22 protein-coding genes are annotated in these 23,412 nt (G+C 73.7%); 9 read left to right on the forward strand and 13 right to left on the reverse strand.

The genetic code is table 11. The annotated features are described in order from the left end of the window. Window positions 1–25: 25 nt before the first annotated feature. The 6 genes from ACZ4V6_RS10210 to ACZ4V6_RS10235 form a co-directional block, all read right to left on the reverse strand. On the reverse strand, window positions 26–706 hold the full coding sequence (locus tag ACZ4V6_RS10210) for an N-acetylmannosamine-6-phosphate 2-epimerase (protein WP_467824703.1): 681 nt from the start codon (window positions 704–706) through the stop codon (window positions 26–28). Beyond that, window positions 703–1,650 carry an ROK family protein gene (locus tag ACZ4V6_RS10215; RefSeq protein WP_467824706.1) on the reverse strand — a complete coding sequence of 316 codons (948 nt, stop codon included), beginning with the start codon at window positions 1,648–1,650 and terminating at the stop codon, window positions 703–705. Before ACZ4V6_RS10215 ends, ACZ4V6_RS10210 begins: the two co-directional genes overlap by 4 nt. Further along, on the reverse strand, window positions 1,647–2,606 hold the full coding sequence (locus tag ACZ4V6_RS10220) for a dihydrodipicolinate synthase family protein (protein WP_467824709.1): 960 nt from the start codon (window positions 2,604–2,606) through the stop codon (window positions 1,647–1,649). The genes ACZ4V6_RS10215 and ACZ4V6_RS10220 overlap by 4 nt, the downstream gene beginning before the upstream one ends. 89 nt (window positions 2,607–2,695) lie before the next feature. Continuing rightward, the gene (locus tag ACZ4V6_RS10225; protein ID WP_467824711.1) at window positions 2,696–4,171 is read right to left on the reverse strand and encodes an exo-alpha-sialidase; all 1,476 of its coding nucleotides are present in this window, start codon (window positions 4,169–4,171) and stop codon (window positions 2,696–2,698) included. Between the two features lie 26 nt (window positions 4,172–4,197). Beyond that, entirely contained in the window at window positions 4,198–5,220 is a 1,023-nt protein-coding gene (locus tag ACZ4V6_RS10230) for an acetylxylan esterase (RefSeq protein WP_467824713.1), read from the reverse strand. 233 nt (window positions 5,221–5,453) lie between these two features. Beyond that, window positions 5,454–6,206: a FadR/GntR family transcriptional regulator gene (locus tag ACZ4V6_RS10235; RefSeq protein ID WP_077800791.1), complete on the reverse strand. Its 753-nt coding sequence runs from the start codon at window positions 6,204–6,206 to the stop codon at window positions 5,454–5,456. Window positions 6,207–6,394: 188 nt separating this feature from the next. On the opposite strand from ACZ4V6_RS10235, the gene ACZ4V6_RS10240 reads away from it, so the two are divergent. The 5 genes from ACZ4V6_RS10240 to ACZ4V6_RS10260 all read left to right on the forward strand — a co-directional run bounded on the left by ACZ4V6_RS10240 (window position 6,395) and on the right by ACZ4V6_RS10260 (window position 14,417). Then, window positions 6,395–7,948, forward strand: coding sequence for an ABC transporter substrate-binding protein (locus tag ACZ4V6_RS10240; protein WP_467824716.1), 1,554 nt, complete (start codon window positions 6,395–6,397; stop codon window positions 7,946–7,948). Between the two features lie 83 nt (window positions 7,949–8,031). Continuing rightward, on the forward strand, window positions 8,032–8,982 hold the full coding sequence (locus ACZ4V6_RS10245; protein WP_467824719.1) for an ABC transporter permease: 951 nt from the start codon (window positions 8,032–8,034) through the stop codon (window positions 8,980–8,982). Then, window positions 8,982–10,958, forward strand: coding sequence for a dipeptide/oligopeptide/nickel ABC transporter permease/ATP-binding protein (locus ACZ4V6_RS10250; RefSeq protein ID WP_467824721.1), 1,977 nt, complete (start codon window positions 8,982–8,984; stop codon window positions 10,956–10,958). The genes ACZ4V6_RS10245 and ACZ4V6_RS10250 overlap by 1 nt, the downstream gene beginning before the upstream one ends. Beyond that, window positions 10,955–11,968, forward strand: a complete 1,014-nt coding sequence (locus ACZ4V6_RS10255; protein WP_467824723.1) for an ABC transporter ATP-binding protein — start codon at window positions 10,955–10,957, stop codon at window positions 11,966–11,968. The genes ACZ4V6_RS10250 and ACZ4V6_RS10255 overlap by 4 nt, the downstream gene beginning before the upstream one ends. A gap of 181 nt (window positions 11,969–12,149) precedes the next feature. Continuing rightward, a complete protein-coding gene (locus ACZ4V6_RS10260) occupies window positions 12,150–14,417 on the forward strand; it encodes a hypothetical protein (protein ID WP_467824726.1) in 2,268 nt (755 codons plus the stop codon). A gap of 398 nt (window positions 14,418–14,815) precedes the next feature. Here ACZ4V6_RS10260 and ACZ4V6_RS10265 read toward each other — a convergent pair whose 3' ends face one another. From ACZ4V6_RS10265 to ACZ4V6_RS10275, 3 genes are all read right to left on the reverse strand, one after another. After that, window positions 14,816–15,256 carry a DUF2267 domain-containing protein gene (locus ACZ4V6_RS10265; protein ID WP_467824728.1) on the reverse strand — a complete coding sequence of 147 codons (441 nt, stop codon included), beginning with the start codon at window positions 15,254–15,256 and terminating at the stop codon, window positions 14,816–14,818. A gap of 77 nt (window positions 15,257–15,333) precedes the next feature. Beyond that, the gene (locus ACZ4V6_RS10270; protein ID WP_467824731.1) at window positions 15,334–15,756 is read right to left on the reverse strand and encodes a DUF2267 domain-containing protein; all 423 of its coding nucleotides are present in this window, start codon (window positions 15,754–15,756) and stop codon (window positions 15,334–15,336) included. A 98-nt stretch (window positions 15,757–15,854) separates the two neighbouring features. Further along, window positions 15,855–16,292 (reverse strand): Hsp20/alpha crystallin family protein, encoded by a 438-nt coding sequence (locus ACZ4V6_RS10275; protein ID WP_467824733.1) that lies wholly within the window; start codon window positions 16,290–16,292, stop codon window positions 15,855–15,857. A gap of 151 nt (window positions 16,293–16,443) precedes the next feature. Here ACZ4V6_RS10275 and ACZ4V6_RS10280 point away from each other — a divergent pair, with 151 nt between their 5' ends. Then, window positions 16,444–17,109 (forward strand): type III effector protein, encoded by a 666-nt coding sequence (locus ACZ4V6_RS10280; RefSeq protein ID WP_467824736.1) that lies wholly within the window; start codon window positions 16,444–16,446, stop codon window positions 17,107–17,109. Between the two features lie 191 nt (window positions 17,110–17,300). Here the strand turns inward: ACZ4V6_RS10280 and ACZ4V6_RS10285 are convergent, their stop codons facing one another. From ACZ4V6_RS10285 to ACZ4V6_RS10300, 4 genes are read right to left on the reverse strand one after another with little or no spacing between them, the layout of a single operon-like run. Further along, a complete protein-coding gene (locus ACZ4V6_RS10285) occupies window positions 17,301–18,314 on the reverse strand; it encodes a DUF2891 domain-containing protein (RefSeq protein WP_467824739.1) in 1,014 nt (337 codons plus the stop codon). Beyond that, a complete protein-coding gene (gene pcp, locus ACZ4V6_RS10290) occupies window positions 18,314–18,964 on the reverse strand; it encodes a pyroglutamyl-peptidase I (protein WP_467824742.1) in 651 nt (216 codons plus the stop codon). The genes ACZ4V6_RS10285 and pcp overlap by 1 nt, the downstream gene beginning before the upstream one ends. Window positions 18,965–18,998: 34 nt before the next feature. After that, entirely contained in the window at window positions 18,999–19,973 is a 975-nt protein-coding gene (locus ACZ4V6_RS10295; RefSeq protein WP_467824744.1) for a DUF979 domain-containing protein, read from the reverse strand. Beyond that, the gene (locus ACZ4V6_RS10300; protein WP_467824746.1) at window positions 19,970–20,689 is read right to left on the reverse strand and encodes a DUF969 domain-containing protein; all 720 of its coding nucleotides are present in this window, start codon (window positions 20,687–20,689) and stop codon (window positions 19,970–19,972) included. The genes ACZ4V6_RS10295 and ACZ4V6_RS10300 overlap by 4 nt, the downstream gene beginning before the upstream one ends. A 220-nt stretch (window positions 20,690–20,909) precedes the next feature. On the opposite strand from ACZ4V6_RS10300, the gene ACZ4V6_RS10305 reads away from it, so the two are divergent. Genes ACZ4V6_RS10305 through ACZ4V6_RS10315 form a run of 3 tightly spaced genes read left to right on the forward strand, consistent with a single transcriptional unit; the run spans window position 20,910 to window position 23,160 of the window. Then, window positions 20,910–21,662: a LamB/YcsF family protein gene (locus ACZ4V6_RS10305; protein WP_467824749.1), complete on the forward strand. Its 753-nt coding sequence runs from the start codon at window positions 20,910–20,912 to the stop codon at window positions 21,660–21,662. After that, window positions 21,659–22,306 carry a 5-oxoprolinase subunit B family protein gene (locus tag ACZ4V6_RS10310; RefSeq protein ID WP_467824751.1) on the forward strand — a complete coding sequence of 216 codons (648 nt, stop codon included), beginning with the start codon at window positions 21,659–21,661 and terminating at the stop codon, window positions 22,304–22,306. Before ACZ4V6_RS10305 ends, ACZ4V6_RS10310 begins: the two co-directional genes overlap by 4 nt. Further along, on the forward strand, window positions 22,303–23,160 hold the full coding sequence (locus ACZ4V6_RS10315) for a 5-oxoprolinase subunit C family protein (protein ID WP_467824754.1): 858 nt from the start codon (window positions 22,303–22,305) through the stop codon (window positions 23,158–23,160). Before ACZ4V6_RS10310 ends, ACZ4V6_RS10315 begins: the two co-directional genes overlap by 4 nt. The last annotated feature ends 252 nt before the right edge of the window (window positions 23,161–23,412 follow it).

Genomic DNA, 23,412 nt, shown 5'->3' on the forward strand with positions numbered 1-23,412 from the left:
CCGCCCCTCGCGCGTGCCGTGCCGGTCAGGGTGCCAGGGCCCGGGCGAAGAGCCGGGTCAGCGCGGTCGGTGCGGTGATGGCGGTGCCGACGACGACGCTGTGCGCCCCCGCCGCGAGCGCCCGGACGGCCTGCTCGGGAGTGGCGATACGGCCTTCGGCGATCACCGGGGTGCCGAGCGCGTCGGCGAGGTCGGTCACGAGAGCCAGGTCGGGGGCGCTCTGCACGGGGGTGCCCGGCACGTAGCCGGACAGGGTGGTGCCGATGAAGTCGGCACCCTGGTCGGCGGCCGCACGGCCCTCGCCCAGGGTCGACACGTCGGCCATGACCTGGGCGCCGGCGGCGTGCACGGCCTCGACCAGCTCCGCGAAGGTACTGCCGTCGGGCCGCGGACGAGCGGTCGCGTCGGCGGCGACGACGGCGGCACCGGCCTCCACCAGGGCGAGCGCGTGGCGCACGGTCGGGGTGATGAAGACGCCGCTGTCGCCGTCCTTCCACAGGCCGATCACCGGCAGGTCGACGGCCGCGACGGTGGCCGCGACGACCTCCGGGTCGTTGACGCGCACGGCCGCCGCGCCGCCGTCGCGCGCCGCCAGCGTCATGCGGACCAGTGTGTCGGTGTGGCGCATCGGATCGCCGGGAGGTGCCTGGCAGGACACGATCAGACGGCCCTTCCAGGTGTCGGCCAGGGACTGGGGCGGGGTCATGACGGTGCTCCGGTGGTCTGGGGCTGGTGCAGGGGCAGGGTGCGGGGCAGCGCGGCCGCCCCGAGGACCGCGGCGTCGGCGCCGCCCCGCGGATGCCGCGGGCTCAGTCCGCGCAGCGGGGGCATGAGCTCGGCGGCGAAGGCCTCGCACAGGGCGTCCCAGTAGAGGGCGCCGATGCGGGGAACGCCACCGGCGACGACGACGCGGTGCGGGCCGAGCGCGTTGGCGAGGCCGCCCAGGGCGCGGCCCGCCGCGCGGGCGCCGAGCGTGATGGCCCGCGTCGCGTGCGGGTCGCCCTGCGCGGCGCGCTCGGCGACGGTCTGGAGGCGGTCGGCCGGTCGGCCGCCGAGGCGTGCGCAGTGGGCGGTGATGGCGGGGCCCGCCGCGATGGCCTCCAGATGGCCGGTGGCTCCGCAGGTGCAGGGCAGCCCGTCGGCCTCGGGGCTGGGCAGGTGCCCGAGGTGCCCGGCGATTCCGGCGGCACCGTGCAGCACGCGTCCCGCGGCGGCGACGGCGCCGCCGACTCCGGTGCCGACGGCGGCGTAGATCAGCGTGCCGTCGTCCTCGGGTCCGTCCAGTTCCGTCGCGGCGGCGGCGCGTACGTCGTTGTCGCAGGCCACGGGGAGTCCCGTACGGGCGGCGAGGCCCGCCGCGAGGCCGGTGCCCGCCCAGCCCCGGATGGTGTCGGTGGCGCTGGTGACGGTCCCGGTGACGGGGTCGATCACACCGGCCGCGGCGACGCCGATCGCGGTGGTACCGGGCGCCCACACCGCGCGGGCGGCCTCCGCCATCGTGTCCAGGACCGCCCCGGCGCCCCGGGTCGCCGGGGTGGGCAGGGTGTGCCGGGCCAGTACGGTGCCGCCGGCCCCGACCAGGGCGGCGGCGATCTTGGTGCCGCCGAGGTCGAGGCCGATCACCGGCCCGTCGAGGTGCCGTGCGGTCATCGGACCGGCAGCAGCCCGGCGCCGCGCAGGTGCCGCTCGACGTGGGCGACGGACTCCTCGCCCAGCTGGACCTGCGAGGCGGCGGTGGTGCCGTGGGTGATCACCCCGAGCAGCCGCAGCGCGTGCTTGAAGGCGCCGATGGCCGAGGAGTTGCGCCCCATCTCGCTCTCCGGACCCGCGTCGACCAGGCCGAACAGCTCCACGAGCCGCTCCTGTTCCTTGACGGCGCCGTCCAGGTCGCCGCCGCGCACGGCGTCGTAGAGGCGGACGTAGCCGGCCGGGTCGACGTTGCCCAGTCCCGGGACGACGCCGTCGGCGCCGGCCAGCAGGGCGGCGTCCACGGTCAGTTCGGACCCGGTGAGGATGCTGAAGGAGGGCGCGGGACCGTCGGCGCGGCCGTGGCGTCCGCCGAGTTCGACGATGAGCCGGCGCAGGCCGCCCTCGTCGCCGCTGCTGTCCTTGAGGCCGGCCAGCGTGCCGTCCTCGGCGAGTTCGCGCACCAGGGCGGCGGAGAGCTTGCTGTGCACCGAGACGGGGATGTCGTAGGCGTACAGGGGCAGGTCGACGGCGGAGCGGACCGCCCGGAAGTGGGCGGCGGTCTCGCGCGGGTGGGTGCGGGCGTAGAAGGGGGCGGTCGCCACCAGGGCGTCGGCGCCGGCCTCGCGGGCGGCCTCGGCGTGGACGAGCACCCGGGGCGTGGTCATGTCGATGACGCCCGCCAGCACGGGGACGCGGCCGGCGACGGCCTCGACGACCGTCTCCAGGGCGACGGCCCGCTGCCGGTCGGTGAGGAAGGCGACCTCGCTGCTGGAGCCCAGGGCGAACAGCCCGTGCACTCCCCCGCCGACGAGGTGCTCGACGAGTCGGGTGAGCGAGGCGGTGTCGACTTCGCCCGACGCGTCCAGAGGAGTGCAGACGGGCGGCACGACGCCGCTCAGGGGCTGGGACGAGGACATGGTGTTTCTCCTGGGCTGTGCGAGTGGTGGTACGGGTGGAACGGGCCGCCGGGCGCCGGGATGCCGGCGCCGGGCGGGCCGTGGCCGGGCTACGGCGCGGTGACGGTGAGCGTCTTGTCGCCGTAGGAGTGCTGGGTGCCGCGGACCTCGTAGGCCGCGGTCGTCGACACGGTGCCCGCGGTGGCGTTCGCGGGGACGGTGACGGGGATCCTGACGTTGGCGCCCTGGCCCGGGTTGAGCGCCGGCATGGTGACGGTGGGGGCGCTCCAGCCCGCGGGCAGCGTCAGGGAGACCGTGCCGGCCGGGAGCGCCACGTCGTTCTGGCTGACGACGCGGACGGTGACGTCGGTGGTCCGGCCGGCGGGCAGGGACGCGGGCGGGGTGACGGTGACCGGGGCGCAGACTCCGCCGAGCCACTTCAGGTCGAAGGAGGAGTAGGTGATGTGCTGGTAGCCTGCCCGCTCCCACAGCAGGCCCATGGCGGCGTTGCCGCCGGTGCCGTCGCTGAGCGGGGTGAGCGTCGAGTAGGCGGCCGCGCCGGACTCGACGGTCCTGCGCACCGGCCAGGTCTCCCCGTTGTCGCAGGAGAGGCGGACGGTGAGGTTGCTGCGGCCGTTGGTCGTCGCCGTGTTGCTGAACACCAGCCAGGAGGCGCGCGGGTGCGAGGCGGCCACGTCCGGCGCGAAGCGGGTGATGGAGCCGTTGTTCGCCGGGTCCGGCAGCTCGGTGTCCTGCTTGAAGGGGGTGTAGGTGACACCGCCGTCGGAGGAGTACGCCACCGTGCGGTACGGCGCGGAGCGGTTGTTGAGCATGACGCGGCCGTCGGACAGCTCGACGGTCTTGTTCTCGTCGCCGCCGGGTCCGACGGGGGTGCCCATCTTCCAGGTGGCGCCGTGGTCGTCGCTGTAGGCGCTGACCGCGTAGTTGGCCCCGTTGTTGCGGATGGCGTACTGCTGGACGAGCCGGCCCTTGTGGGCGCCGTGGCGCAGCTGGATGCCCTCTCCGGAGGCGGCGAACATGCCGGCCCAGGCCGGGTTCTTGATGTCGGCGGTGATCCGCTCGTGCTTCCAGGTCACCCCGTCGTCGTCGGAGTAGCTGTAGTCGGCCTGGACGATGTTCGGGTCGCTCTCGTCGTTGCCGGTGGCCGAGCCGAAGAAGCCCTGGTTCACGGAGGCCGCGTAGAAGACGAAGACGCGGCCGGTCTCGCGGTCGACGAGCAGGCTGGGGTCGCCGTAGCCCTTGGGGGCGGCGTCCTTGCGCACGACCTGCTGGGCCTGCCAGGTGGCGCCGCCGTCGGTGCTGCGCCTGAGGACGATGCCGATGTTGCCCGGCAGGTCGCCGAGGGTGGGGCGGGCGTCGTACGCGGCGATCAGCGTGCCCCGGGTGGTGCGGGTCAGGGCGGGGATGCGGTAGTAGGGGGAGCCGGTGCCCGCCGTGGCGATGTCCTGGGAGGTCAGGGTGCCGGTGGCCGTCGGGGCGGAGGTGGCCCCGTGGGCGGCGGGGACGGTGGCGGCCAGGACGGTCAGGGCCGCGGTGGCGAGGGCGAGGGTGACTCTTCGCTGCATGAACGGGCCTCTTCTCGGGTGAGGGGTCAGGCGAGTTGGGGGTCGTGCAGGGCGGAGAGAGCGGTGGGGGCCTCGGGGCGGGGTGCGCGGAGCAGCTCCCGTACCCAGGCCAGTTGTTCGCGGCGGTGGTGGCCGCCGCCGCCTTCGTGGCCGTTGAACTCGTAGACGCGTACGTCCTTGGAGCCGCCGTAGCGGTGGTAGGCCGCGAAGCTCGTCGAGGGCGGGCAGACCTCGTCCATCATCGCGATGGAGAAGAGGGCCGGGGCGGTGGCGCGCGCGGCCAGCAGCGCCGCGTCGACGTAGGACAGGGTGGTGAAGACCGTCCCGGTGCGGTCGCGGTGCAGGCGCAGGTACTCGGCGACCTCGGTGTAGGGCGGCTGGGCCGCGATCGTCGCGCCGCGCCGGATGTCGCAGAGGAAGGGGACGTCGGGCATCACCCCGGCCAGGCCCGGCACGAGCCCGGCCACCGCGAGGGCGATGCCGCCGCCCTGGCTGATGCCGGTGACGACGACCCGGTCCGGGTCCACGGCCGGATGGGCGAGGGCCGCCTCCACGAAGCGCACGGCGTCGGTGTAGACCCGCCGGTAGTAGTGGTCGTGGGGGCTTTCGACGCCCCGGGTCAGGAAGCCGGGGACGGTGCCGTTCAGGGCGGCGGTGTCGGGGGTGTCCCCGCCGGCGGTGGACCAGCCCTGGCCGCGCGTGTCCATGATGAGGTGCGCGTAGCCGGCGTTGGCCCAGAGCACCTGCTCGTGCGGCAGGCCGCGTCCGCGTCCGTAGCCGAGGAACTCCACCACGCAGCCGAGGGGTCCGCTCGCCCGTGCGGGCAGGTGCAGCCAGCCCCGGACGGGCTCGCCGGCGAAGCCCGGCACCGTGACGTCGTAGGTCGTCACCTCGGTCAGGCCGGTGTCCACGCGGGTGAAGCCGGGCGCGCCGCCGTGTTCGCGGGCCTCCCGCAGGGTCTGCTCCCAGAAGGCGTCGAGGTCGGCGGGCTCGTCGAGGTCCGGCCGCAGTGCCAGGCACTGGGCGAGGGTGAGGTCCGTCAGTGGCATGAGGGGGCCCCGGTGGGTGAGGCGTGCGCGCGGCGCAGCGCGGAGAACGGGAGGGCCGGCCGGAACCGGCCCCGTCGAAACAGCAGACGTCTGATGTCTGTTGATCGAGGACACTAGAGACCGCTGCGGCGGCCGTCAAGTGCCCCGCCCCGGGGACGCCCGGCGCGTCCGCCTGCCGCGCGCACGAAGAAGGCGCCCCCCGGCGGGGGGCGCCTCGGTCGTCGGCGGGGCCGTCAGCGTCGGGCGCGGGCCTCCTCGATCCGCTGACGCACCGGAGCGTAGTGTTCGGTGAGGGCCGCCGCGAACTCGACCGGATCGCGGTCGCGCACGGCGTCCACGATGCGCTGGTGATTGGCGATGGTGGCCGCCTCGTGCTCGCGCGTGAACACGTCCAGGTGCGGTGCGACGATGACGTAGACGTCCCAGAACGCCGTGGACAGCTGACCGATGAGGTCGTTGCCGAGCGGGGCGAGGAGCAGGGTGTGGAAGGCCCGGTCGGCCTCGACGAAGCCGCGCCCCTCCCCCGCGCCGGCTCTGCGCATCTCGTCGACGTGCTGCGCGAGGAGGTCGATCTGCTCCTCGGCCAGGGAGGAGACGAGCCGGTCCGCCATGCCCCGCTCGAACAGCTCGCGCACCTCGATGAGGTCGCTCATCACCTGGAAGTCGTCGTCGGGACTGAGGAGCCCCCGGAAGGTCAGGCTCTCCACCAGGGCGGACAGGCTCAGCCTGCCGACGTAGGTGCCGTGACCGTGCCGCACCTCGACGATGTCGAGCGCGGTGAGGATCCTGATCGCCTCCCGCACGCTGGAGCGGCTCGCGCCGAGCGCCTCGCACAGGGCGGGCTCGGTCGGCAAGGGATCCCCCGGGCGCAGGTCGTTGCGCAGGATGTAGGACTTGATGCCGTCCACGACCTCCTGTCGCAACGGTTGTCGTACCGTCTTGGGCTCCGGCACTCTCTGCCGAATCGCCCTTTGCCCCACCGCCACCTCTTGACCCCTCTCATTTGCCCGGCTACGTTCCCACGTTATCAAGCATCAGACATCAGACGTCTGATGCGCAGTCGGTGAGGCGCCGACCACATCCGCCTCCTCCACCTTGCTCGACATCTCTCATCTCCCGCCTGGAGGACTCCTTGTCCGCGCGCAGTGCAGCCGGCGTCGATCGCCGCACCTTCATGAGATATACCAGTGCCATCGGTGTGGCGACCGCGATCACCACGGGTCTGACGGCCTGCGGAGGCCCGGCGTCCAGCGGAGACGGTACCGGTGACTCGGGCGGCGCCGGCGACACCATCGAGGCCGGCCTCTCGTACCCGCTGTCCACCGGCTTCGACCCGATGATCACCTCGGGCGCGACCCCGTACGCCGCCAACATGCACATCTTCGAGGGGCTCGTCGACCTCGACCCGGTCACGCTCGTGGCGCGGCCGGCGCTCGCCACCGAGATGCCCAAGAAGATCAACGCCACCACCTACCGGGCCACCCTGCGCGCGGGCGCGACCTTCCACGACGGCTCGGCGGTCACGGCGGACGACGTGGTGTTCAGCTTCGAGCGCGTCCTCGACGAGAAGAACGCCTCGCTGATGGCGCAGTTCGTCCCGTTCATCGACCAGGTCACGGCCGTCGACAAGTCGACGGTGGAGTTCAAGCTGAAGCACGCCTTCGCGCTCTTCCCCTCCCGCATATCCGTGGTGCGGATCGTTCCGGAGAAGATCGCGGGCGCCGACGCCAAGTCCTTCGACGCCAGGCCCGTCGGCACGGGCCCGTACAAGTTCGTCTCGGCGGTCCGCGAGGACAAGATCGTCATGGAGGCGTACGACAAGTACAACGGGCCGCGCCCGGCCAAGGCCAAGAAGATGATCTGGCGGCTGATGTCCGACCCGTCCGCGCGGGTCAGCGCGCTCAAGTCCGGGCGCGTGCAGGCCATCGAGGACGTGCCCTACATCGACATCAAGGGCTTCACCGGCAAGGACAAGGTGGAGTCGGTCCAGTCGTTCGGGCTGCTCTTCCTGATGTTCAACTGCGCCGACAAGCGGTTCGCGGACAAGCGGGTGCGGCAGGCGCTGCACTACGCCCTGGACACCGAGAAGATCATCTCCACCGCGCTCCTGGGCAACGCCGAGGCCGCCTCCGGGTACGTCCCGGCCACCCACCCGGACTACCACAAGGCCGCCACCGTCTACACGCACGACCCGGCGAAGGCGAAGAAGCTGCTCGCCGAGGCCGGCGTGGGCAAGCTGTCCTTCACGCTGATGCTCACCGACAACGGCTGGGTCAAGGACATCGCGCCGCTGATCAAGGAGAGCTGGGCCGCGGTGGGCGTCGACGCCAAACTGGACATCCAGCAGTCCGCCGCCCAGTACGCCAAGATCGACCAGGGCAGCTTCGAGGCACTGGCCGCGCCGGGCGACCCGTCCGTGTTCGGCAACGACGCCGACCTGCTGCTGCGCTGGTTCTACTACGGCTTCTGGCCGGAGAACCGCTACGCGTGGAAGGGCAGCGACGCCTACAAGCAGACCAAGGCGCTGCTCGACAAGGCCGCGGCCGAGGCCGACGAGGCGAAGCGCAAGGAGCTGTGGGGCAAGGTGACCGACCTCGTCGCCGACGAGGCCGCCCTGTACCCGATCCTGCACCGCAAGCTGCCCACCGCCTGGCGGGAAGGGGCGCTGACGAACTTCAGGCCGCTGCCCACCACCGGGCTGTCCTTCCTCGACGTCGGCCGGGGCTGACCCCCGCACGCCCACGCCGTCGGGCCGCCGCCGCGCCAGCACGGGCTGCGGCGGCCCCCGCCCCAATCGCTAGGAACCTCACGATGGTTGCATTTCTCCGGCTCGCGCTGCGCCGCGTCGCGATGATGCCGGTGATGGTCCTCGGCATCGCGCTGCTGGTCTTCGTGGTCCTCCAGTTCTCGCCGACCGACCCCGCGTACAACGCGCTGGGCGAGTCGGCGAGCCCGGAGGCGCGAGCGGCGTTCGCCGAGGCGAACGGACTCGACGACCCCCTGCCCGTGCGCTACTTCGCCTTCCTGGGCGACCTGCTGCGGGGGGACCTCGGCGTCACCATGTCGCCCAGCCAGCCCGTCACCGACCGGATCGCCACCGCGTTCCCGCTCACGCTGCAGCTGACCCTGCTCGGCCTCGCGCTGGCCGTCGTGCTGGCGCTGGTCTTCGGCGTCCTCAGCGCCGTCTACCGCGACCGCTGGCCGGACCAGGTCTTCCGGGTGCTGTCGATGGCCGGCATCGCCCTGCCCTCGTTCTGGATCGGCGTGCTGCTCATCCAGCAGTTCTCGCTGAACATGCCGCTCTTCCCGACCGGCGGCTACGTCAACCCGGCCGACTCCTTCTCCGGCTGGATCGAGAGCATGACGCTGCCCGCGCTCTCCCTCGCCCTGCCGGTCGCCTCGTCGCTCGCCCGGCTGATCCGCACCTCGATGGTCACCGAACTCGACCGCGACTACGTGCGCACCGCCCGGGGCAGCGGCCTGCCGCCGTTCCTGATCATCCGCTCGGTGCTGCGCAACGCCCTGGTCACCCCGCTGACCGTGCTCGGCGTCAAGGTCGGCTACATGCTCAGCGGCGCCGTCGTCATCGAGGCGATCTTCGACCTGCCCGGCATGGGCAAGCTGATCCTCGAAGGCGTCAACGGAGGCGACGTCGGGCTGGTCCAGGGCACCGTGCTCACCATCGCGATCGCCTTCCTCGTGGTCAACGTCGTCGTCGACCTGCTCTACCTGCTCGTCAACCCGCGCATCAGGACGGTGTGATGTTCGCTCCACGCTCCCTCGCCGGGCGCCTCGCCCGGCCCGGCACCCGCCTGCGCCGGTTGCCCGTGCCCTCCCGGATCGCCCTCGGGATCCTCCTCGTGGTGGTACTGGGCGCGGTGTTCGCCCCGCTGCTCACCCAGGACCCGCTCGCCACCGGCATCCCCGCCCAGGCACCGGGCGCCGACCACTGGTTCGGCACCGACCGGGCCGGCCGCGACGTGTTCGCCCGGGTCGTGCACGGCGCCCGCTACTCCCTGGTCATCGGACTCGGCGCCACCCTGCTCGCCCTGGTCCTCGGCTCCGCCCTGGGCGCGCTGGCGGCCACCTCGCGCAAGCTCGCCGACGAGTCGGTGATGCGCACGCTCGACGTCGTCATGTCCTTCCCGCCGATCGCGCTGGCCGCCGTGCTCGTCGCGGTCTTCGGACCAAGCGTGCCGGTCATCATCTTCACCATCGCGTTCGTCTACTCGCCCTCGCTCGCCCGCGTGGTGCGGGCCAACGTGCTGGAGCAGTACGGCGAGGACTACGTCGCCGCCGAGCGGGTCATCGGCGCCCGCCGCGGCTACATCGTGGCCCGGCACGTCGCGATCAACTGCGCGGCGCCGGTGCTGGTGTTCGCGACGGTCATGGTCGCCGACTCCATCATCTTCGAGGCGAGCCTGTCCTTCATCGGCGCCGGTGTGCAGGACCCCGACCCGAGCTGGGGCAGCGTGCTGGCCTACGGCCGGCAGATCCTGCTGTCGGGCGGCTGGTGGGCGACCCTCTTCCCCGGCCTGTGCGTGCTGGTCACGGTGCTCGCGCTGAACGTGCTCTCCGAGGGCATGACGGACGCCGCCGCCTCCCCGGACAAGTCCCGCACCGGCGGCACCGACTCCGACGACAACGCCGCCGCCCCGGCGCCCGCGGCGGACGACGCCGAGGTGAACGCCGCGCTCGCCGAGCTGGCGACCCGGCTCGAGGCCATGGAGCCCGCCGTGCCGCCGCTCGCCGAGGACGCGGCCGAACTGCTGGTCGTGCGCGACCTGTCCATCCGCTTCCCGGACCGCTACGGCGACACCCGCGTCGTCGACGGCATCTCCTTCACCGTCCGCGAGGGCGAGACCCTCGGCCTGGTCGGCGAGTCGGGCTGCGGCAAGTCCATCACCAGCCTCGCGATCATGGGCCTGCTGGCCCGCAACGCCGAGGCCGAGGGCGAGATCCTCTACCGGGGCCGCGACCTGCTCGAGCTCGCGCCGAAGGAACGCCGGGCGCTGATGGGCCCGGAGATCGCGATGGTCTACCAGGACGCCATGTCGTCCCTGAACCCGTCCGTGCTGATCGGCACCCAGCTGAAGTGGCTCACCTCCCGCGGCGGCACCCGCACCCCCGCCGAGCTGCTCGAACTGGTCGGCTTGTCCCCCGAGCGCACCCTGCGCAGCTATCCGCACGAGCTGTCGGGCGGGCAGCGCCAGCGGGTGCTGATCGCGATGGCGCTCTCCCGCAGCCCGCGCCTGCTCATCGCCGACGAGCCGACCACCGCCCTCGACGTCACCGTGCAGGCCCAGGTGGTCGAGCTGTTGGTCCGGCTGCGCGACGAACTCGGCTTCGCGATGGTCCTCGTCTCCCACGACCTCGCCCTGGTCGGCGACCTCGCCCATCGGGTCGCGGTCATGTACGCCGGACAGGTCGCCGAGGCCGGCGGCACCCGCGCGCTGCTGACCGACCCGGCGCACCACTACAGCCGGGGTCTGCTCGGCTCGGTCGTGTCGCTGGAGTCGGGGGCCCGGCGGCTGCACCAGATCCGCGGTGTCGTGCCGGCCCCGAAGGCGTTCGGTCCCGGCTGCCGGTTCGCGTCCCGCTGCGCCGCCGCCACCGACCTGTGCGCCACCACCCCGCCGCCCGCCACCGACCGCGACGCCGGTCTCGACCACGTCTTCGCCTGCCACCACCCGGCGTCCGCGAACCGTGCGGCGAAGTCGCTGGAGAGTGCCCGATGACCGCCACCGAGGACAGCACCATGGACCCACTCGTCCGGCTCGACCGCATCCACGTACGGCACAAGGCCCGCAGCGGCGGTGTCTTCCGCCGGGACGCGGTGCACGCCCTCACCGACGCCTCCCTCGAGGTCCGGCGCGGCGAGATCCTCGGGCTGGTCGGCGAGTCGGGCTGCGGCAAGTCCACGCTGGCCCGCGTGATCACCGGGCTCCAGCGCCCCACCGAGGGGCAGGTGTACTTCCGGGGTCAGGACCTGTGGACCATGGGCGCCGCCGAGCGCCGTACCGGGTTCGGGGCCGCCGTCGGCGTGGTCTTCCAGGACGCGTCGACCGCGCTGAACCCGCGGCTGACCGTACGCCGGATCCTGCGCGATCCGCTGGACGTCCACAAGCGGGGCACGCCGGCCGAGCGGGAGAGCCGGGTCGAGGAGCTGCTCGACCTGGTCGGGCTGCCCGGCCACACCCTCGAGGCGCTGCCGGGCCAGCTGTCCGGCGGACAGCGCCAGCGCGTGGCCATCGCCCGTGCGCTGGCCCTCGAGCCGGAGCTGATCGTCGCCGACGAGCCCACCAGCGCCCTGGACGTGTCGGTGCGGGCCCAGATCCTCAACCTGCTGGTGGATCTGCGTGCCCGTCTCGGCCTGGGCATGGTGTTCATCTCCCACGACGTCCAGACGGTGCGCTATCTGGCGGACCGCATCGCGGTGCTGTACCTGGGGCGCGTCGTCGAGGAGGGCGGGGCCGCCCAGGTCTCCGGTGCCTCGCGGCACCCGTACACCGAGGCGCTGCTGTCCGCGACGCCGAGCCTGCTGGAGCGGCCCGAGCGGATCGTGCTGCACGGTCCGGTGCCCTCGGCCACCAACCCGCCGTCCGGCTGCCCGTTCCGCACCCGCTGCTGGAAGGCGGACGACGCGTGCGCCACCGTCTTCCCGGCGGCGACGGACGGTCCCGACGGGCATCGCTGGCACTGCGTCCACCCGCAGCCCGCCGAGGTCCGCGTCACGACCACGGGGTGAACCGTTCCGGTCGGCGGGCCGGAGTGCGGGAAGGGCGGGCAGGGGTGACCTGTCCGCCCTTCCTGGGTACGAGGGACGGGACCTGCCCACGGACCCGCAGGTCACCCCGACGGCATCTGTCGCCGCCACGGGGGCGGAAGCGGTGGCCGGCACGAGGCCGGCGGGAACGAGAATGGGCGCCATGGAGGGACTGGTTCACCGCTCGGCATGGGTCCACGTGCTGGTCCGGACCGTGGCCGTGCTGAGCCTGACCGTCCTGGCCGCGGCCGCCGTGGTGCGCAGCACCGTGCTCGACCCCTCGTTCTACAGCCGGGTGCTCGAGGACGAGCACGCCTACCAGCGGTTCTACGACGAGGTGCTGGTCGATCCGCACAGTACGCCGCTCACCCAGGAACTGCTGGACCGGCTGCCCGTCCCGCAGTCCACCATCACCTCGAACATCAAGGTCGTGATCCCGCCGGAGACGCTGCGGACCATGGGCGACCGGCAGATCGCCGAGGTGGTCCACTACCTGGAGGGCGACCGCGACGGGCTGCGCGTCACGGTGGACCTCGAACCCGTCGTCGCGAACGTCGAGAGGCTCAGCCGGGCGTACTTCGGTGACGCCGTCGCCGCCCTGCAACAGCGCACCGAACCCGACTTCCGGGCCTTCGTGCAACGTCTGTCCGACATGGCCGCGCAGGTGGTGGCGGGCGAGGCGCCGCTCGAGGACCTGCCGACGCTGCCGCTCTCCCCCGCCCAGGCGGCCGCGGCCACCCAGGCGCTGCTGCGGCTGGTGCCGGAGGGCGCGCGGGACGGCATCGGGCCCACCGTGGAGACCGCGCTGGACCGGGGGGACGTGGCCGCGGCGCTGGCCGCGCTCGCGCCGGTCGCCCTGACGGACCAGGTCCGGGCGACCGCGGCCGAGCTGCTGCGGGAGGCGCGCGACGGCACCTGGGTCGTCACCGTGCACCTCGACCCCTCCCGCGACGAGCTGGCACCGGTGCACCGGGCACGCGCGGTCACGCGTCTGTTCCAGGAGGTCGTGGAGCCGGTCGCCGCGCTCCTGTGCGCGGCCGCGCTCTCGCTGCTGTGGTTCTCCACCCCTTCCCCCGTCAAGCGGCGGCTGATGCCGCTGGGCTGGGTGCTGACCTCCGCCGCCTCGCTCACGGCGCTGGCGGTGTTCCTCCTGCGGCTCACGCTGGGCGACGCGCTCTTCGGGGCGCCGGCGTCGTGGCCCCCGACGGCCGCCCGTCTCCTCGCCGACGTCCAGGCCACCGCTCTGGACCGGGTGTCGGCCACGGCCACCGTCGTCGCCGTGATCCTGCTCGCCGCGGGAGCGCTGCTGATCACCGTCGCCTGGGTCTGGCAGACCAGGCCGACGGTGCCCGTGTTCACCGACCCGCGGCACGGACCGGCACTGACCGTCGTCGTGTCGGCGTGCGCGCTGGCCGGGACGGTGTTCGCCCCCGTGGCGCTGACGGGCGCCTCCCCGCGGATCTGCCAGGGCAGCGCCGAGCTGTGCGACGCCCGCTACGACGAGATCGCCCAGCTCGCGGCGCACAACGCCATGGCCACGACGGCGGACCGCTTCATCGGCCCCCTCCAGGATCCCGACATCGTGGGCCAGTTGGACGCCGGGGTGCGCGCCCTGCTCCTCGACACCCACCGCTGGGAGCGCCCCGAGGAGGTCGCGGACCGGCTGAGCACCTCCGAGTTCTCCCCGGAGCTGCGCCGGCGGCTCACCGGGATCCTGGAACGGGTGAATCCGCCCCACCCGGGCCTGTGGCTGTGCCACTCGGTGTGCGGCGCGGGCGCGCTGGAGCTGACGCCCACGGTGCGTCAGATCGGCGACTGGCTGCGGGCGCACCCCTCGGAGATCGTCACCCTGATCGTGCAGGACGGGGTCGGCGCCGAGGCCACCCGGCGCGCCTTCGAGCAGGCCGGACTCGCGGGTCTGCTGTACGTGCCGGCCGACGATCCGGACCGCCCGTGGCCGAAGCTGAAGGACATGATCGACAGTGGCCGGCGCCTGGTGGTGTTCGCGGAGAAGGCGGACGGTCCCGCCCCGTGGTACCGGAACTTCTACCGGTACGGCATGGAGACGCCGTTCGCCTTCCGCAGCCCCGACACGATGACCTGCCTGCCGAACCGGGGCGGCACGGACAAGCGGCTGTTCCTGCTCAACCACTTCGTCACGGCCGGCGGCGGCCGGCGGCTCGACGCCGGTACGGTCAACTCCCGGCAGCGGGTGCTGGAACGGGCGCACGACTGCGAGCGGCGGCGGGGCAGGCCGGTCAACTTCGTCGCCGTGGACTACGCCACGGTCGGCGACGCCCGGGGCGCGGTCGACGAGCTCAACGCCGAGCGGCTCCGGGACGATCCGCGGTTCCCCGTGAAGCGGCCGCCGGAGGAGCTCCCCGGCGCGGTGCGGGCCGGCGCCGCGGGCCGACGGGCCGGCGGACGGTGACGCCCCGGAGAGCGTGGGTGCGGGGAGGCGTTCGCCCGTTCGGGGCGAAATCCCTCGTGGGCGATGCGGAGATGCGCTCGTCGGCGGGTCCACCGTCCTGTTGTGGCCAGGAGGTCGGCGAAACGTGACGGGGACGAGCTGCCCGCCTGCCGGACAGTGGCACGACGGGAGTTCGTCGAAGGGCGGCGTCGCAGTGAGCCGGCGGACGGTGTCGCACATCCCTCGGGGCCCCGGTGCCGGACGGCACCAGGGCCCCTCGACGCTCTCCCCGAGCAGAGCCCTCCGATCAGAGGCGCGGATGACCACGGACACCCCGCCCGGCCGGACCGGCGCCTGATCCGGCTCCCCGGGCAGCGGAGCGCCGCGCGGCGGCCGGTGTGCCGCCCGCCGGGCCGGGCTCAGGCCGCCTGGGTGAGTTCCGCGCGCCCGAAGAGGATCGCGTAGCCGGAGGGGAGCTGGGCGAGGACGCGGTCGAGCAGGTCGGGGCCGGCCAGACGGGCGACGACGCCCAGGACGGAGCCGACGTCCCAGCGGGTGGTGGCCAGGCTGCCCCCGGTGCGGGTGGCGAGGTCCCTGACGAAGGCCCAGCCGGTCATCGCCTCGGTCCCGGGGATCTCGGCGGCGAAGATCCGGGCCGCTTCGCGGGGCAGGCGGGCGGCCAGCTCGACGCGTTCCTCGCCGGTGACGCGGCGGCCGAGGGCGGACAGGACGGCGTGGACGACCTGTTCGGCCCGCTCGCGGGTGGGGTACGCGCCGTTGTAACGGACCTGCTCCAGCATCTGGCCGTACGTCATGGCCGGGATGGTGGTGACCGTCGCCGGGTCCGTCTTGGTCAGCATCGGTGGATGGGGCCTTTCTCGCTCGTGGGATGGTCTGGTGGGGCCGGCCGGTGACCGCGGGCCCGGACGGGTCTTCGTCACCGGACGTCCGGGGGGAGACCGATCGTGGTGTCCTGCGGCCGGCCGAGGAGCAGGTCGTATCCGGGCGGGAGCTGCAGCAGCACGCGACGGGTCAGCTCCTCGCCCGCCGCGTCGGCGGCCACGCTGAGCACGGCGCCGACGTCCCAGGCCGCGGTGCGTTCGGTGGCTCCCTCGATCCACGCCGCGGTGGCCCGCACGAACCGGTCCGCGGACAGCGGTTCGGCGGCCTGGAGCGGGTTGAGCAGGATCAGGGCGAACGTCTCCGGAAGTCTGGCGGCCAGCTCGGCGCGCACCTCGCCCACCAGGTGCGCGCCCAGGAGCGCCAGCACGGTGCGCGCGGCACGGTCCGCTTCCGCACGGGTCTCGTACTGGCCGCGTTCCTGCACCTGGTCGAGGAACACGTCCCAGTGCACGGCCATCGGGATCCTCCTTGCCCTGGACGATGCGTGTCCGGGGGCGGAGGGCGCGCCGTCGGGACGGCCACCGCCCTCCGCGCCTTGTCGTCGCCGTCTCCGTCTCAGCCGGAGATCTCCTTGCGGTCCGCTCCGCCGCCGATGGAGATCTTGCGGGGCTTGGCCCGCTCGGCGATCGGGATGCGCAGCGTGAGGACGCCCGCCTCGTAGTCGGCACTGATGTGCTCGGTGTCGAGGGTGTCCGCCAGCATCACCTGTCGCGAGAAGACACCCAGGGGGCGCTCCGAGAGCTCCATCTGGACGTCGTCGCCCTTGGTGACGGGCCGGCGTTCGGCCTTGACGGTCAGCATGTTCCGTTCGACGTCGATGTCGATCGCGTCCGGGTCGACACCGGGCAGGTCCAGGGCGATCACGTACGCCTCGCCCTCGCGGTAGGCGTCCATCGGCATCGCCGTCGGACGCGACCAGGTGCCGGACGCATTGCCGAACAGCTGCTGGGTGAGCCGGTCGAACTCACGGAAGGGATCGGTGCGCATCAGCATCGGGAAACACCTCCAGTCCGAGCGATCCGCTCATGCGCTGCTTCCTGTATTTCTTGTAGCATGTCATCGAAACGATGACAAGTGGGTTCGTCATCCAGCCGGTGACATGATCGGTGGCGCGGCCGGGTGACACGACCGAGCGGAGGTGACCATGACCGCAGACCCCCAGCACTCCCTTCCCCAGCCCGCCTCCTTCCCCGCCGCCCGGGCCGCGCTCGCGGCGATCGAGGAAGCCGTCCACAGCGCCCAGACGCCCCGGCCCGCCGCCGGGCAGCCCGCCGCCGAGGTCAGCTCCGAGCAGGCCCTGGCCGCACTGCTGCTCCTGCGTGAAGTGCGCACCCAGCTCGCGGGGTGGGAGACGGGGCTGATCGAGACCGCCCGTGAGGCGGGCGCCAGCTGGGCCGACCTCGCCCACCCCCTCGGTGTCGCCAGCCGGCAGGCCGCCGAACGCCGCTACCTGCGCCTGCGCCCCGGAGCCCCCGGCACCACCGGCGAGCAACGCGTCCAGGCCACCCGCGACCGCCGCGCCGCCGACCGCGCCGTCACCGCCTGGGCCCGCGGCAACGCCGCCGACCTGCGGCAACTCGCCGGTCAGATCACCGCCCTCACCGCTCTCCCCGCCGAGGCCCGCACCCCCCTCGTACGCGCCCTGGGCCACGACGACGCCGCCGGCCTCCTCGCCCCGCTGGCCGGCGCCCGCGCGCACCTCCCGGACGAACACGCCGAGCTGGCCGCCCGCATCGACACTCTCACCCGGCACACGGACCGGCTGCGCGAAACGGGGGACGGCGAACCGCCTTCCCCCGTCGACCGGTGACCGCGTGCGCGTACGGTGACGCGGCCGGTCCCCCACGGCGGGTCGGGCGGCCCGTCCGCCGGGCGAAGGCCGCGGCGCGCCTCGGCCCCACGTGCGCGGGCCGTACGCGGGCGGAGCCCCGGCGACCGACGGCGACGCCGCGGACGCGCGTGCCGGACCCCGCGGGCCCCGGCGCGGTCCGAACGCCGCTCCTAGGGGCGGGTGAGGGGGTCCAGGGCCAGTGCGGCGAAGGTGGCCAGCCAGTGGTCGGTGGTGAAGTCGCCGCGTTCCACGGCCGGCAGGCCCGCCGCGAGGTGTGCCCCGGCCGCCGCGTCCAGGCGGCTGCGGACCGGCCCGTCGGGCAGGGCGTCCGCGAGGGAGCGCAGCGCGGCGGCCCTGCTGAGGGTCAGGCCGAGCAGGTGGCCGATCTGCGGGTCGGCGTGGTCGGAGACGACCGGCACGTCCAGCAGCGGGCAGGGGGCGCCGGTGCCCAGCGCGGGCAGGAAGCGGTCGAGCCACGGCGCGAACTCCTCCGCCGGGAGGACCCTGCGCACCGCGTCGGCCTCGCTCAGGGCCGGGGACAGGAAGTCCTGCCCCGAGGGTTCCCAGTGCGCGGGCGCGTCGTGGTCGTCGGCGAACCAGGACAGCAGGCGTTCCCGTACGGCCCGGTCGGTCGCGGCCGACAGCTCTCCCGAGTCGAGGGCGAGGCCCAGCGCGAAGGCGCTGTTGGGGTGGTTGCCGTGGCGTACGGGGTACGTCGCCTTCGGCAGCCAGTCGGCCAGCAGCCGGTCGACGACGGCGACGGCCGGTGCCAGGGCCTGGGCCCAGCGGGCGCCCTGCGCCCCCTGGTGCGCCCGGCACTCGGCGGCGAGCGCGAGCAGCCAGGCCCAGCCGTAGGGCCGCTCGAAGGAGGGGTGGTCGCGGAGGTAGGCGGCCTCGGCGGCGAGGTTGCCGGGGGTGAGGTGCCGGTCGAGGGCGTCGACGGCCGGCCCGGTGTCCGGCAGTGCGGGGGTGCCGCCGTGGCGGCGCAGCAGGCGGACGAGCAGCCAGTGCATGTGGACCGAGGAGTGCCAGTCGTAGGCGCCGTAGAAGGCGGGGTGCAGGGACCGGGGCGCGACGCGCTCGTCGGCGGAGAGGGTCAGGTGGGCCGGGAAGTTGGGGTACTCCCGGGTGATGTTGGCGAGGGCGAGCCGCGCGAAGGGGGCGGCGTGGGTGCTGAGCGGCATCAGTGGGTGGCTCCCTCGGTGGTCTTCAGGTCGTGTCCGGCCGGCGTGCGGGCGGCGGTGGCCAGCAGGGCGCGCAGGCCGTGGGCGACGGTGGCGGGCGGCAGGGACGGCGCCTGGCCGTCGGTGACCTGTTCCGGGGCCCAGGGGACGTGGACGAATCCGCCCCGGACGTGCGGGAACCGGGTGGCGATGAGGTGGCCGAGGCCGTAGGCGACGTGGTTGCAGACGAAGGTGCCGGCGGTGTGGGACACGGCGGCCGGGACTCCGGCCTCGCGCATCGCGGCGACGCAGGCCTTGACGGGGAGGGTGGAGAAGTAGGCGGCGGGGCCGCCCGGGACCACCGGTTCGTCGATGGGCTGCCGGCCCCGGTTGTCGGGGATCCGGGCGTCGTCGACGTTGATGCCCACGCGTTCGACGGTGACACCGGGGCGCCCGCCCGCCTGGCCCAGGCAGAGGACCAGGTCGGGCGCGGTCGCGCGGACGGCGTCGCCCAGGGCGTCGAGGGACTCGCCGAACGCGCAGGGCAGTTCGACGGCGGTGACCGAGAGCCCGGCGGGCGGTTCGGCGGCCACCAGGGACGCCGCCTGCCAGGACGGGTTCACGCGCTCGCCGCCGAAGGGGGCGAAGCCGGTGATGAGGACGCGGGTCACAGCACTTCCTTATTACGGTGGCGGGGCGGGCGGCTCAGAAGGCGAAGACCGCCATGATCACGGTGCAGCAGACGAGGAGCGCGAGCCCCGTGGGCAGCTGGGCCTTGATCGGCCCGTACTGGTCCTTCAGTTCGAGCAGGGTGGCCGGGACGATGTTGAAGTTGGCGGCCATCGGTGTGCAGAGCGTGCCGGCGAAGCCGGCCAGCATGCCGATCGCGAGGACGGCGGGTTCGTTGCCGTGCATCTGCTGGATGAGCACCGGCCAGCCGATCGCCGCGGTCATCACCGGGAAGGCGGCGAAGGCGTTGCCCATGATGACGGTGAACAGGAACATGCCGACGCAGTAGGCGATCACCGCGAGGTACTTGGAGTCGTCGGGCAGGACCTTGTTCATGAGGTCGCCGACCTGGTCGCCCACGCCCGCCGCGGCGAAGATCGAGCCGAGCACGGCCAGCAGCTGGGGCAGCAGCAGGGCGGAGCCCATGGCCTCCAGCATGGAGCGGCCGGAGTGGACCGGGACCGAGACCTTCTTCTCGCCGGTGACGATCATGCCGACGACCAGCGCGGCGATACAGCCGAGGCCGAGTCCGAGGAGCGTGGCCCTGCCGGTCTCGAACAGGCCGGACTCGTCCAGCACGGAGGCGCAGACGATGGCGACGAGGGGGATCGTCAGGGCGGGGACGAAGATCTTGTTGCCCAGCCGGGCGGCGGAGGCCTCGCGCTGTTCGCCGGTGGTGGTGACCGGGACGCCCTTGCCGAGGAAGTTGAACCCGGCGAGCACGATCAGGGCGAGGACGGCGACGCCGAGCGGTTCGGCGGGCAGGGTCCAGTCACCGTTGTCCGCCGTGGCGTTGGCGACGCCGGTGCCGTAGGGGAAGGTGAGTCCGAGCAGGCCCCAGAAGGCGGCGGACGTCCACCGCTTGGGGTTGCTGCGGTCCATGGCCATCTGCACGGCCATGACGACGAAGACGAGGCCTATCAGCCAGTACAGCCATTCGACCTTGATCACTTGTCGGCCCCCTCGGGAAGCGGCAGGTCGTGCTCGGCTGCGGCGAGCGCCATCTCGCGCTCCAGCTGCCTGTCCATGAGCAGCAGGCGGGCGCCGTGGATGAGGAAGGCGCACACGGCGAGCGGGATCGCCCACAGGGCCAGCTGGGTCGGTTCGATGTCCTGGTGGTAGGTGGAGTTCACGAAGCCGGTGATCAGCAGGATGGAGCCGATCGCGATGAAGCAGTCCTCGCCGAAGAAGACGCCCACGGTGTCGGCCGACGCGGAGTAGGAGCGCACCTTCTCCCGCAGGCGGTCGGGCAGCTTCGCCCCCGTGGAGCGCTCGGCGGCGGCCTCGGCCATGGGTGCCACGAGCGGCCGCACGGTCTGCGCCGGGCCGCCGATGCTGTTGAGGCCGAAGGCCGCGGTGACCTGCCGGACCAGCAGGTAGACGGTGAGGAAGCGGCCTGCGCTGAGCCGGCCCAGGCGGCCGATGAGGGTGCGGGCCTGTTCGCGCAGGCCGTAGCGCTCGAGCAGCCCGATCACGGGGAGCACGATGGCGTAGACGGTGACCGAGCGGCTGTCGGCGAAGGAGCGGCCGAAGGCCGCGAGGACCTCCAGCGGGTCCATCCTGCCGAGCAGTCCGGTGACGATACCGGCGACACCCACCACGAGGACGGGGTTGCGGCGCGTGACGAATCCGAGGATCACCACGACCACACCGAGGAGAACGATCATTCGGCGGCCTTCTTCAGGCATCGGGGGCGGGGCACGGGCCCGGAGTCCCGGAACCGGCGCTTCAGCGGTCCTCGGGCCATGGCTCCGGGTACGTGGCAGATGCACGGACCCTAGACGATCGTTCAACGATCTAACAAGAGGTGACTTTCACATCCGGACCGCCGGTACGCACTTCACTCCACCCTTGTGGAATCGTTCAACAATCCATTACGTTCGGGCTGTGATCGACCTCAACGCAGACCTCGGCGAAGGCTTCGGCCGCTGGACCCTCACCGACGACGACGCCCTGCTCTCCGTCGTCACCAGTGCCAACATCGCCTGCGGCTTCCACGCCGGCGACCCCTCGGTGATGCGGCGCGTCTGCGACCTCGCCGCCGAGCGCGGGGTGCGCATCGGGGCCCAGGTGTCCTACCGCGACCTGGCCGGCTTCGGGCGGCGCACCATGGACGTGCCCTCCGGTGAACTCGCGGCCGAGGTGGCGTACCAGATCGGCGCGCTGCGGGTCTTCGCCGAGGCCGCCGGGGCGCGGGTGGCCTACGTGAAGCCGCACGGCGCGCTCTACAACCGCACCGTCCACGACCCGGAGCAGGCCGGCGCGGTGGTGGAGGGCGTACGGCTGGCGGGCGGCGCCCTGCCGGTGCTCGGCCTGCCGGGCTCGCGCCTGCTCGCCGCCGCCGAGGACGCCGGCCTCACCGGCGTACCCGAGGCCTTCGCGGACCGCGCCTACACCCCCGAGGGCACCCTCGTCCCGCGCCGCGAGGCGAACTCCGTGGTGACGGACGGGGACGCGGTGGTACGGCGGGCGCTGGCGTTCGCGGTGGACGGCGCGGTCGAGGCGGTGGACGGTACGACCGTCGCGGTCGCCGCCCGTTCCCTGTGCGTGCACGGCGACACCCCGGGCGCGGCCGAGATCGCGGTGCGGGTGCGCGAGGCGCTGGAGGCGGCCGGGGTCGGGGTCGGGGCCTTCGCATGACCCGGAACCCGCTGCTCACGGCCCGCCCCGCCGGGCGGCACGCACTCCTCGTCGAACTGCCCGACGCCGAGCGGACCGCGGCCTTCCACGCCGAACTGCTGCGACGGCGCGCGGCGGGGACCCTGCCGCCGGTGGAGGAGGTCGTGCCGGGAGCGCGGACCGTGCTCCTGGACGGAGTGCGGGACCCCGAGGCGCTGGCCCGCCGGCTCGCCGGCTGGGAGATCCCGGCGGGCGCCGCGGACGACGGGACCGTCGTGGACATCGCCGTGCGCTACGACGGCCCCGACCTCGCCGACGTGGCGGCCCTGTGGGGGGTCGCCCCGCACGAGGTGGCGGACCTCCACTCCTCCCGTACGTACCGGGTCGCGTTCTGCGGTTTCGCGCCGGGCTTCGGCTATCTCACCGGGCTGCCCCCGGAACTGCACGTCCCGCGCCGGGCCACACCACGGACCCGGGTCCCGGCCGGAGCGGTCGCGCTCGCCGGTCCCTACAGCGCGGTCTACCCCCGCTCCACCCCCGGCGGCTGGCAGCTGATCGGCACGATGCCGGACCCGGGCCTCCTGTGGGACCCCGCGAGGGAACGGGCGGCGCTGCTCGCCCCGGGCACCCGGGTGCGTTTCGTCGCCGCGGAGGGTGCGGCATGAACGCCGAGCTCACAACCGTGCGGGCCGGTGCCCTGACCACGGTGCAGGACGCGGGCCGGCGCGGCCACGCCCACCTGGGCGTCCCCCGCTCCGGCGCCCTGGACGCGCCCGCGATGAGGCTCGCCAACCGGCTGCTCGGCAACGATCCCGACGCCGCCGTCCTGGAGACCACCCTGACCGGGTGCGCCGTGCGGCCCGACCGTGCCGTCACCGTCGTGGTCGGCGGCGCGCCCTGCCCGGTGACGGTGGACGGGCGTCCGGCGCCCTGGGGGGCACCGGTGCGGGTGCCGGCGGGCGCCGTCCTCGACGTGGGGGCGGTGAGCGCGGGCGTGCGCTCGTACGTGGCGTTCGCCGGAGGCATCGCCGCGGAACCGGTGCTCGGCAGCTGCTCCACCGACCTGCTCTCCGGACTCGGCCCGGAGCCCCTGCGCGACGGGCACGTCCTCGCCCTGGGCACCCCCGCGGGGCGGACGGCACCGCCGGCCGCCGTCCCCTGGCCGGGGCCGCCCGCCGAACTGGTCCTCCCGGTACGGCCCGGTCCCCGCGCCGACTGGTTCGCCCCGGCCGCGCTGCGCGCCTTCACCTCGGCGACGTACCGCGTCTCCCCGCACAGCAACCGCATCGGCCTGCGCACCGAGGGACCGGCGCTCGAGCGGGCGTCGACGGCCGAACTGCCCAGCGAGGGCATGGTCCTCGGCGCGGTCCAGGTCCCGCCGGACGGCCGTCCCGTGGTGTTCCTCCACGACCATCCGACCACCGGCGGCTACCCGGTGATCGCCGTCGTCGCCGAACCCGCCCTCGCGGCGGCGGCCCAGGCCGCGGTCGGGACACCGGTGCGCTTCACACCCGCGTGACGCGGCGTGGCGGGGCGCTCCGGGCGCGGGCCCCGTCTCCCTTGCCCGACGTCGTCATGGGCAACGGGAGGGTGGTGCGGTGCGGTCGGAGGACAGGCCGGTGGCGGTGTGCGCGGTGCCCGGTCCTGCTCGTCACCGGCGTGTCGTAGCGGGCGGCCGGGCGGAACGAGCCGGGCGACTCCTGATGTCCGGAAGGCCTCGCCCGCACCGACGCGCCGGCACCCGGGCCGTTGCCGAGGAGCGCACGATGCG

Source organism: Streptomyces sp. NPDC029152 (genome assembly GCF_055564355.1).

What these genes read in the sequence shown, in the direction of transcription:
- ACZ4V6_RS10210 (WP_467824703.1), bottom strand. Translation starts at nt 706, where the DNA reads ATGACCCCGCCCCAGTCCCTGGCCGACACCTGGAAGGGCCGTCTGATC.
- ACZ4V6_RS10215 (WP_467824706.1), bottom strand. Translation starts at nt 1,650, where the DNA reads ATGACCGCACGGCACCTCGACGGGCCGGTGATCGGCCTCGACCTCGGC.
- ACZ4V6_RS10220 (WP_467824709.1), bottom strand. Translation starts at nt 2,606, where the DNA reads ATGTCCTCGTCCCAGCCCCTGAGCGGCGTCGTGCCGCCCGTCTGCACT.
- ACZ4V6_RS10225 (WP_467824711.1), bottom strand. Translation starts at nt 4,171, where the DNA reads ATGCAGCGAAGAGTCACCCTCGCCCTCGCCACCGCGGCCCTGACCGTC.
- ACZ4V6_RS10230 (WP_467824713.1), bottom strand. Translation starts at nt 5,220, where the DNA reads ATGCCACTGACGGACCTCACCCTCGCCCAGTGCCTGGCACTGCGGCCG.
- ACZ4V6_RS10240 (WP_467824716.1), top strand. Translation starts at nt 6,395, where the DNA reads ATGAGATATACCAGTGCCATCGGTGTGGCGACCGCGATCACCACGGGT.
- ACZ4V6_RS10245 (WP_467824719.1), top strand. Translation starts at nt 8,032, where the DNA reads ATGGTTGCATTTCTCCGGCTCGCGCTGCGCCGCGTCGCGATGATGCCG.
- ACZ4V6_RS10250 (WP_467824721.1), top strand. Translation starts at nt 8,982, where the DNA reads ATGTTCGCTCCACGCTCCCTCGCCGGGCGCCTCGCCCGGCCCGGCACC.
- ACZ4V6_RS10255 (WP_467824723.1), top strand. Translation starts at nt 10,955, where the DNA reads ATGACCGCCACCGAGGACAGCACCATGGACCCACTCGTCCGGCTCGAC.
- ACZ4V6_RS10260 (WP_467824726.1), top strand. Translation starts at nt 12,150, where the DNA reads ATGGAGGGACTGGTTCACCGCTCGGCATGGGTCCACGTGCTGGTCCGG.
- ACZ4V6_RS10265 (WP_467824728.1), bottom strand. Translation starts at nt 15,256, where the DNA reads ATGCTGACCAAGACGGACCCGGCGACGGTCACCACCATCCCGGCCATG.
- ACZ4V6_RS10270 (WP_467824731.1), bottom strand. Translation starts at nt 15,756, where the DNA reads ATGGCCGTGCACTGGGACGTGTTCCTCGACCAGGTGCAGGAACGCGGC.
- ACZ4V6_RS10275 (WP_467824733.1), bottom strand. Translation starts at nt 16,292, where the DNA reads ATGCTGATGCGCACCGATCCCTTCCGTGAGTTCGACCGGCTCACCCAG.
- ACZ4V6_RS10280 (WP_467824736.1), top strand. Translation starts at nt 16,444, where the DNA reads ATGACCGCAGACCCCCAGCACTCCCTTCCCCAGCCCGCCTCCTTCCCC.
- ACZ4V6_RS10285 (WP_467824739.1), bottom strand. Translation starts at nt 18,314, where the DNA reads ATGCCGCTCAGCACCCACGCCGCCCCCTTCGCGCGGCTCGCCCTCGCC.
- ACZ4V6_RS10300 (WP_467824746.1), bottom strand. Translation starts at nt 20,689, where the DNA reads ATGATCGTTCTCCTCGGTGTGGTCGTGGTGATCCTCGGATTCGTCACG.
- ACZ4V6_RS10310 (WP_467824751.1), top strand. Translation starts at nt 21,659, where the DNA reads ATGACCCGGAACCCGCTGCTCACGGCCCGCCCCGCCGGGCGGCACGCA.
- ACZ4V6_RS10315 (WP_467824754.1), top strand. Translation starts at nt 22,303, where the DNA reads ATGAACGCCGAGCTCACAACCGTGCGGGCCGGTGCCCTGACCACGGTG.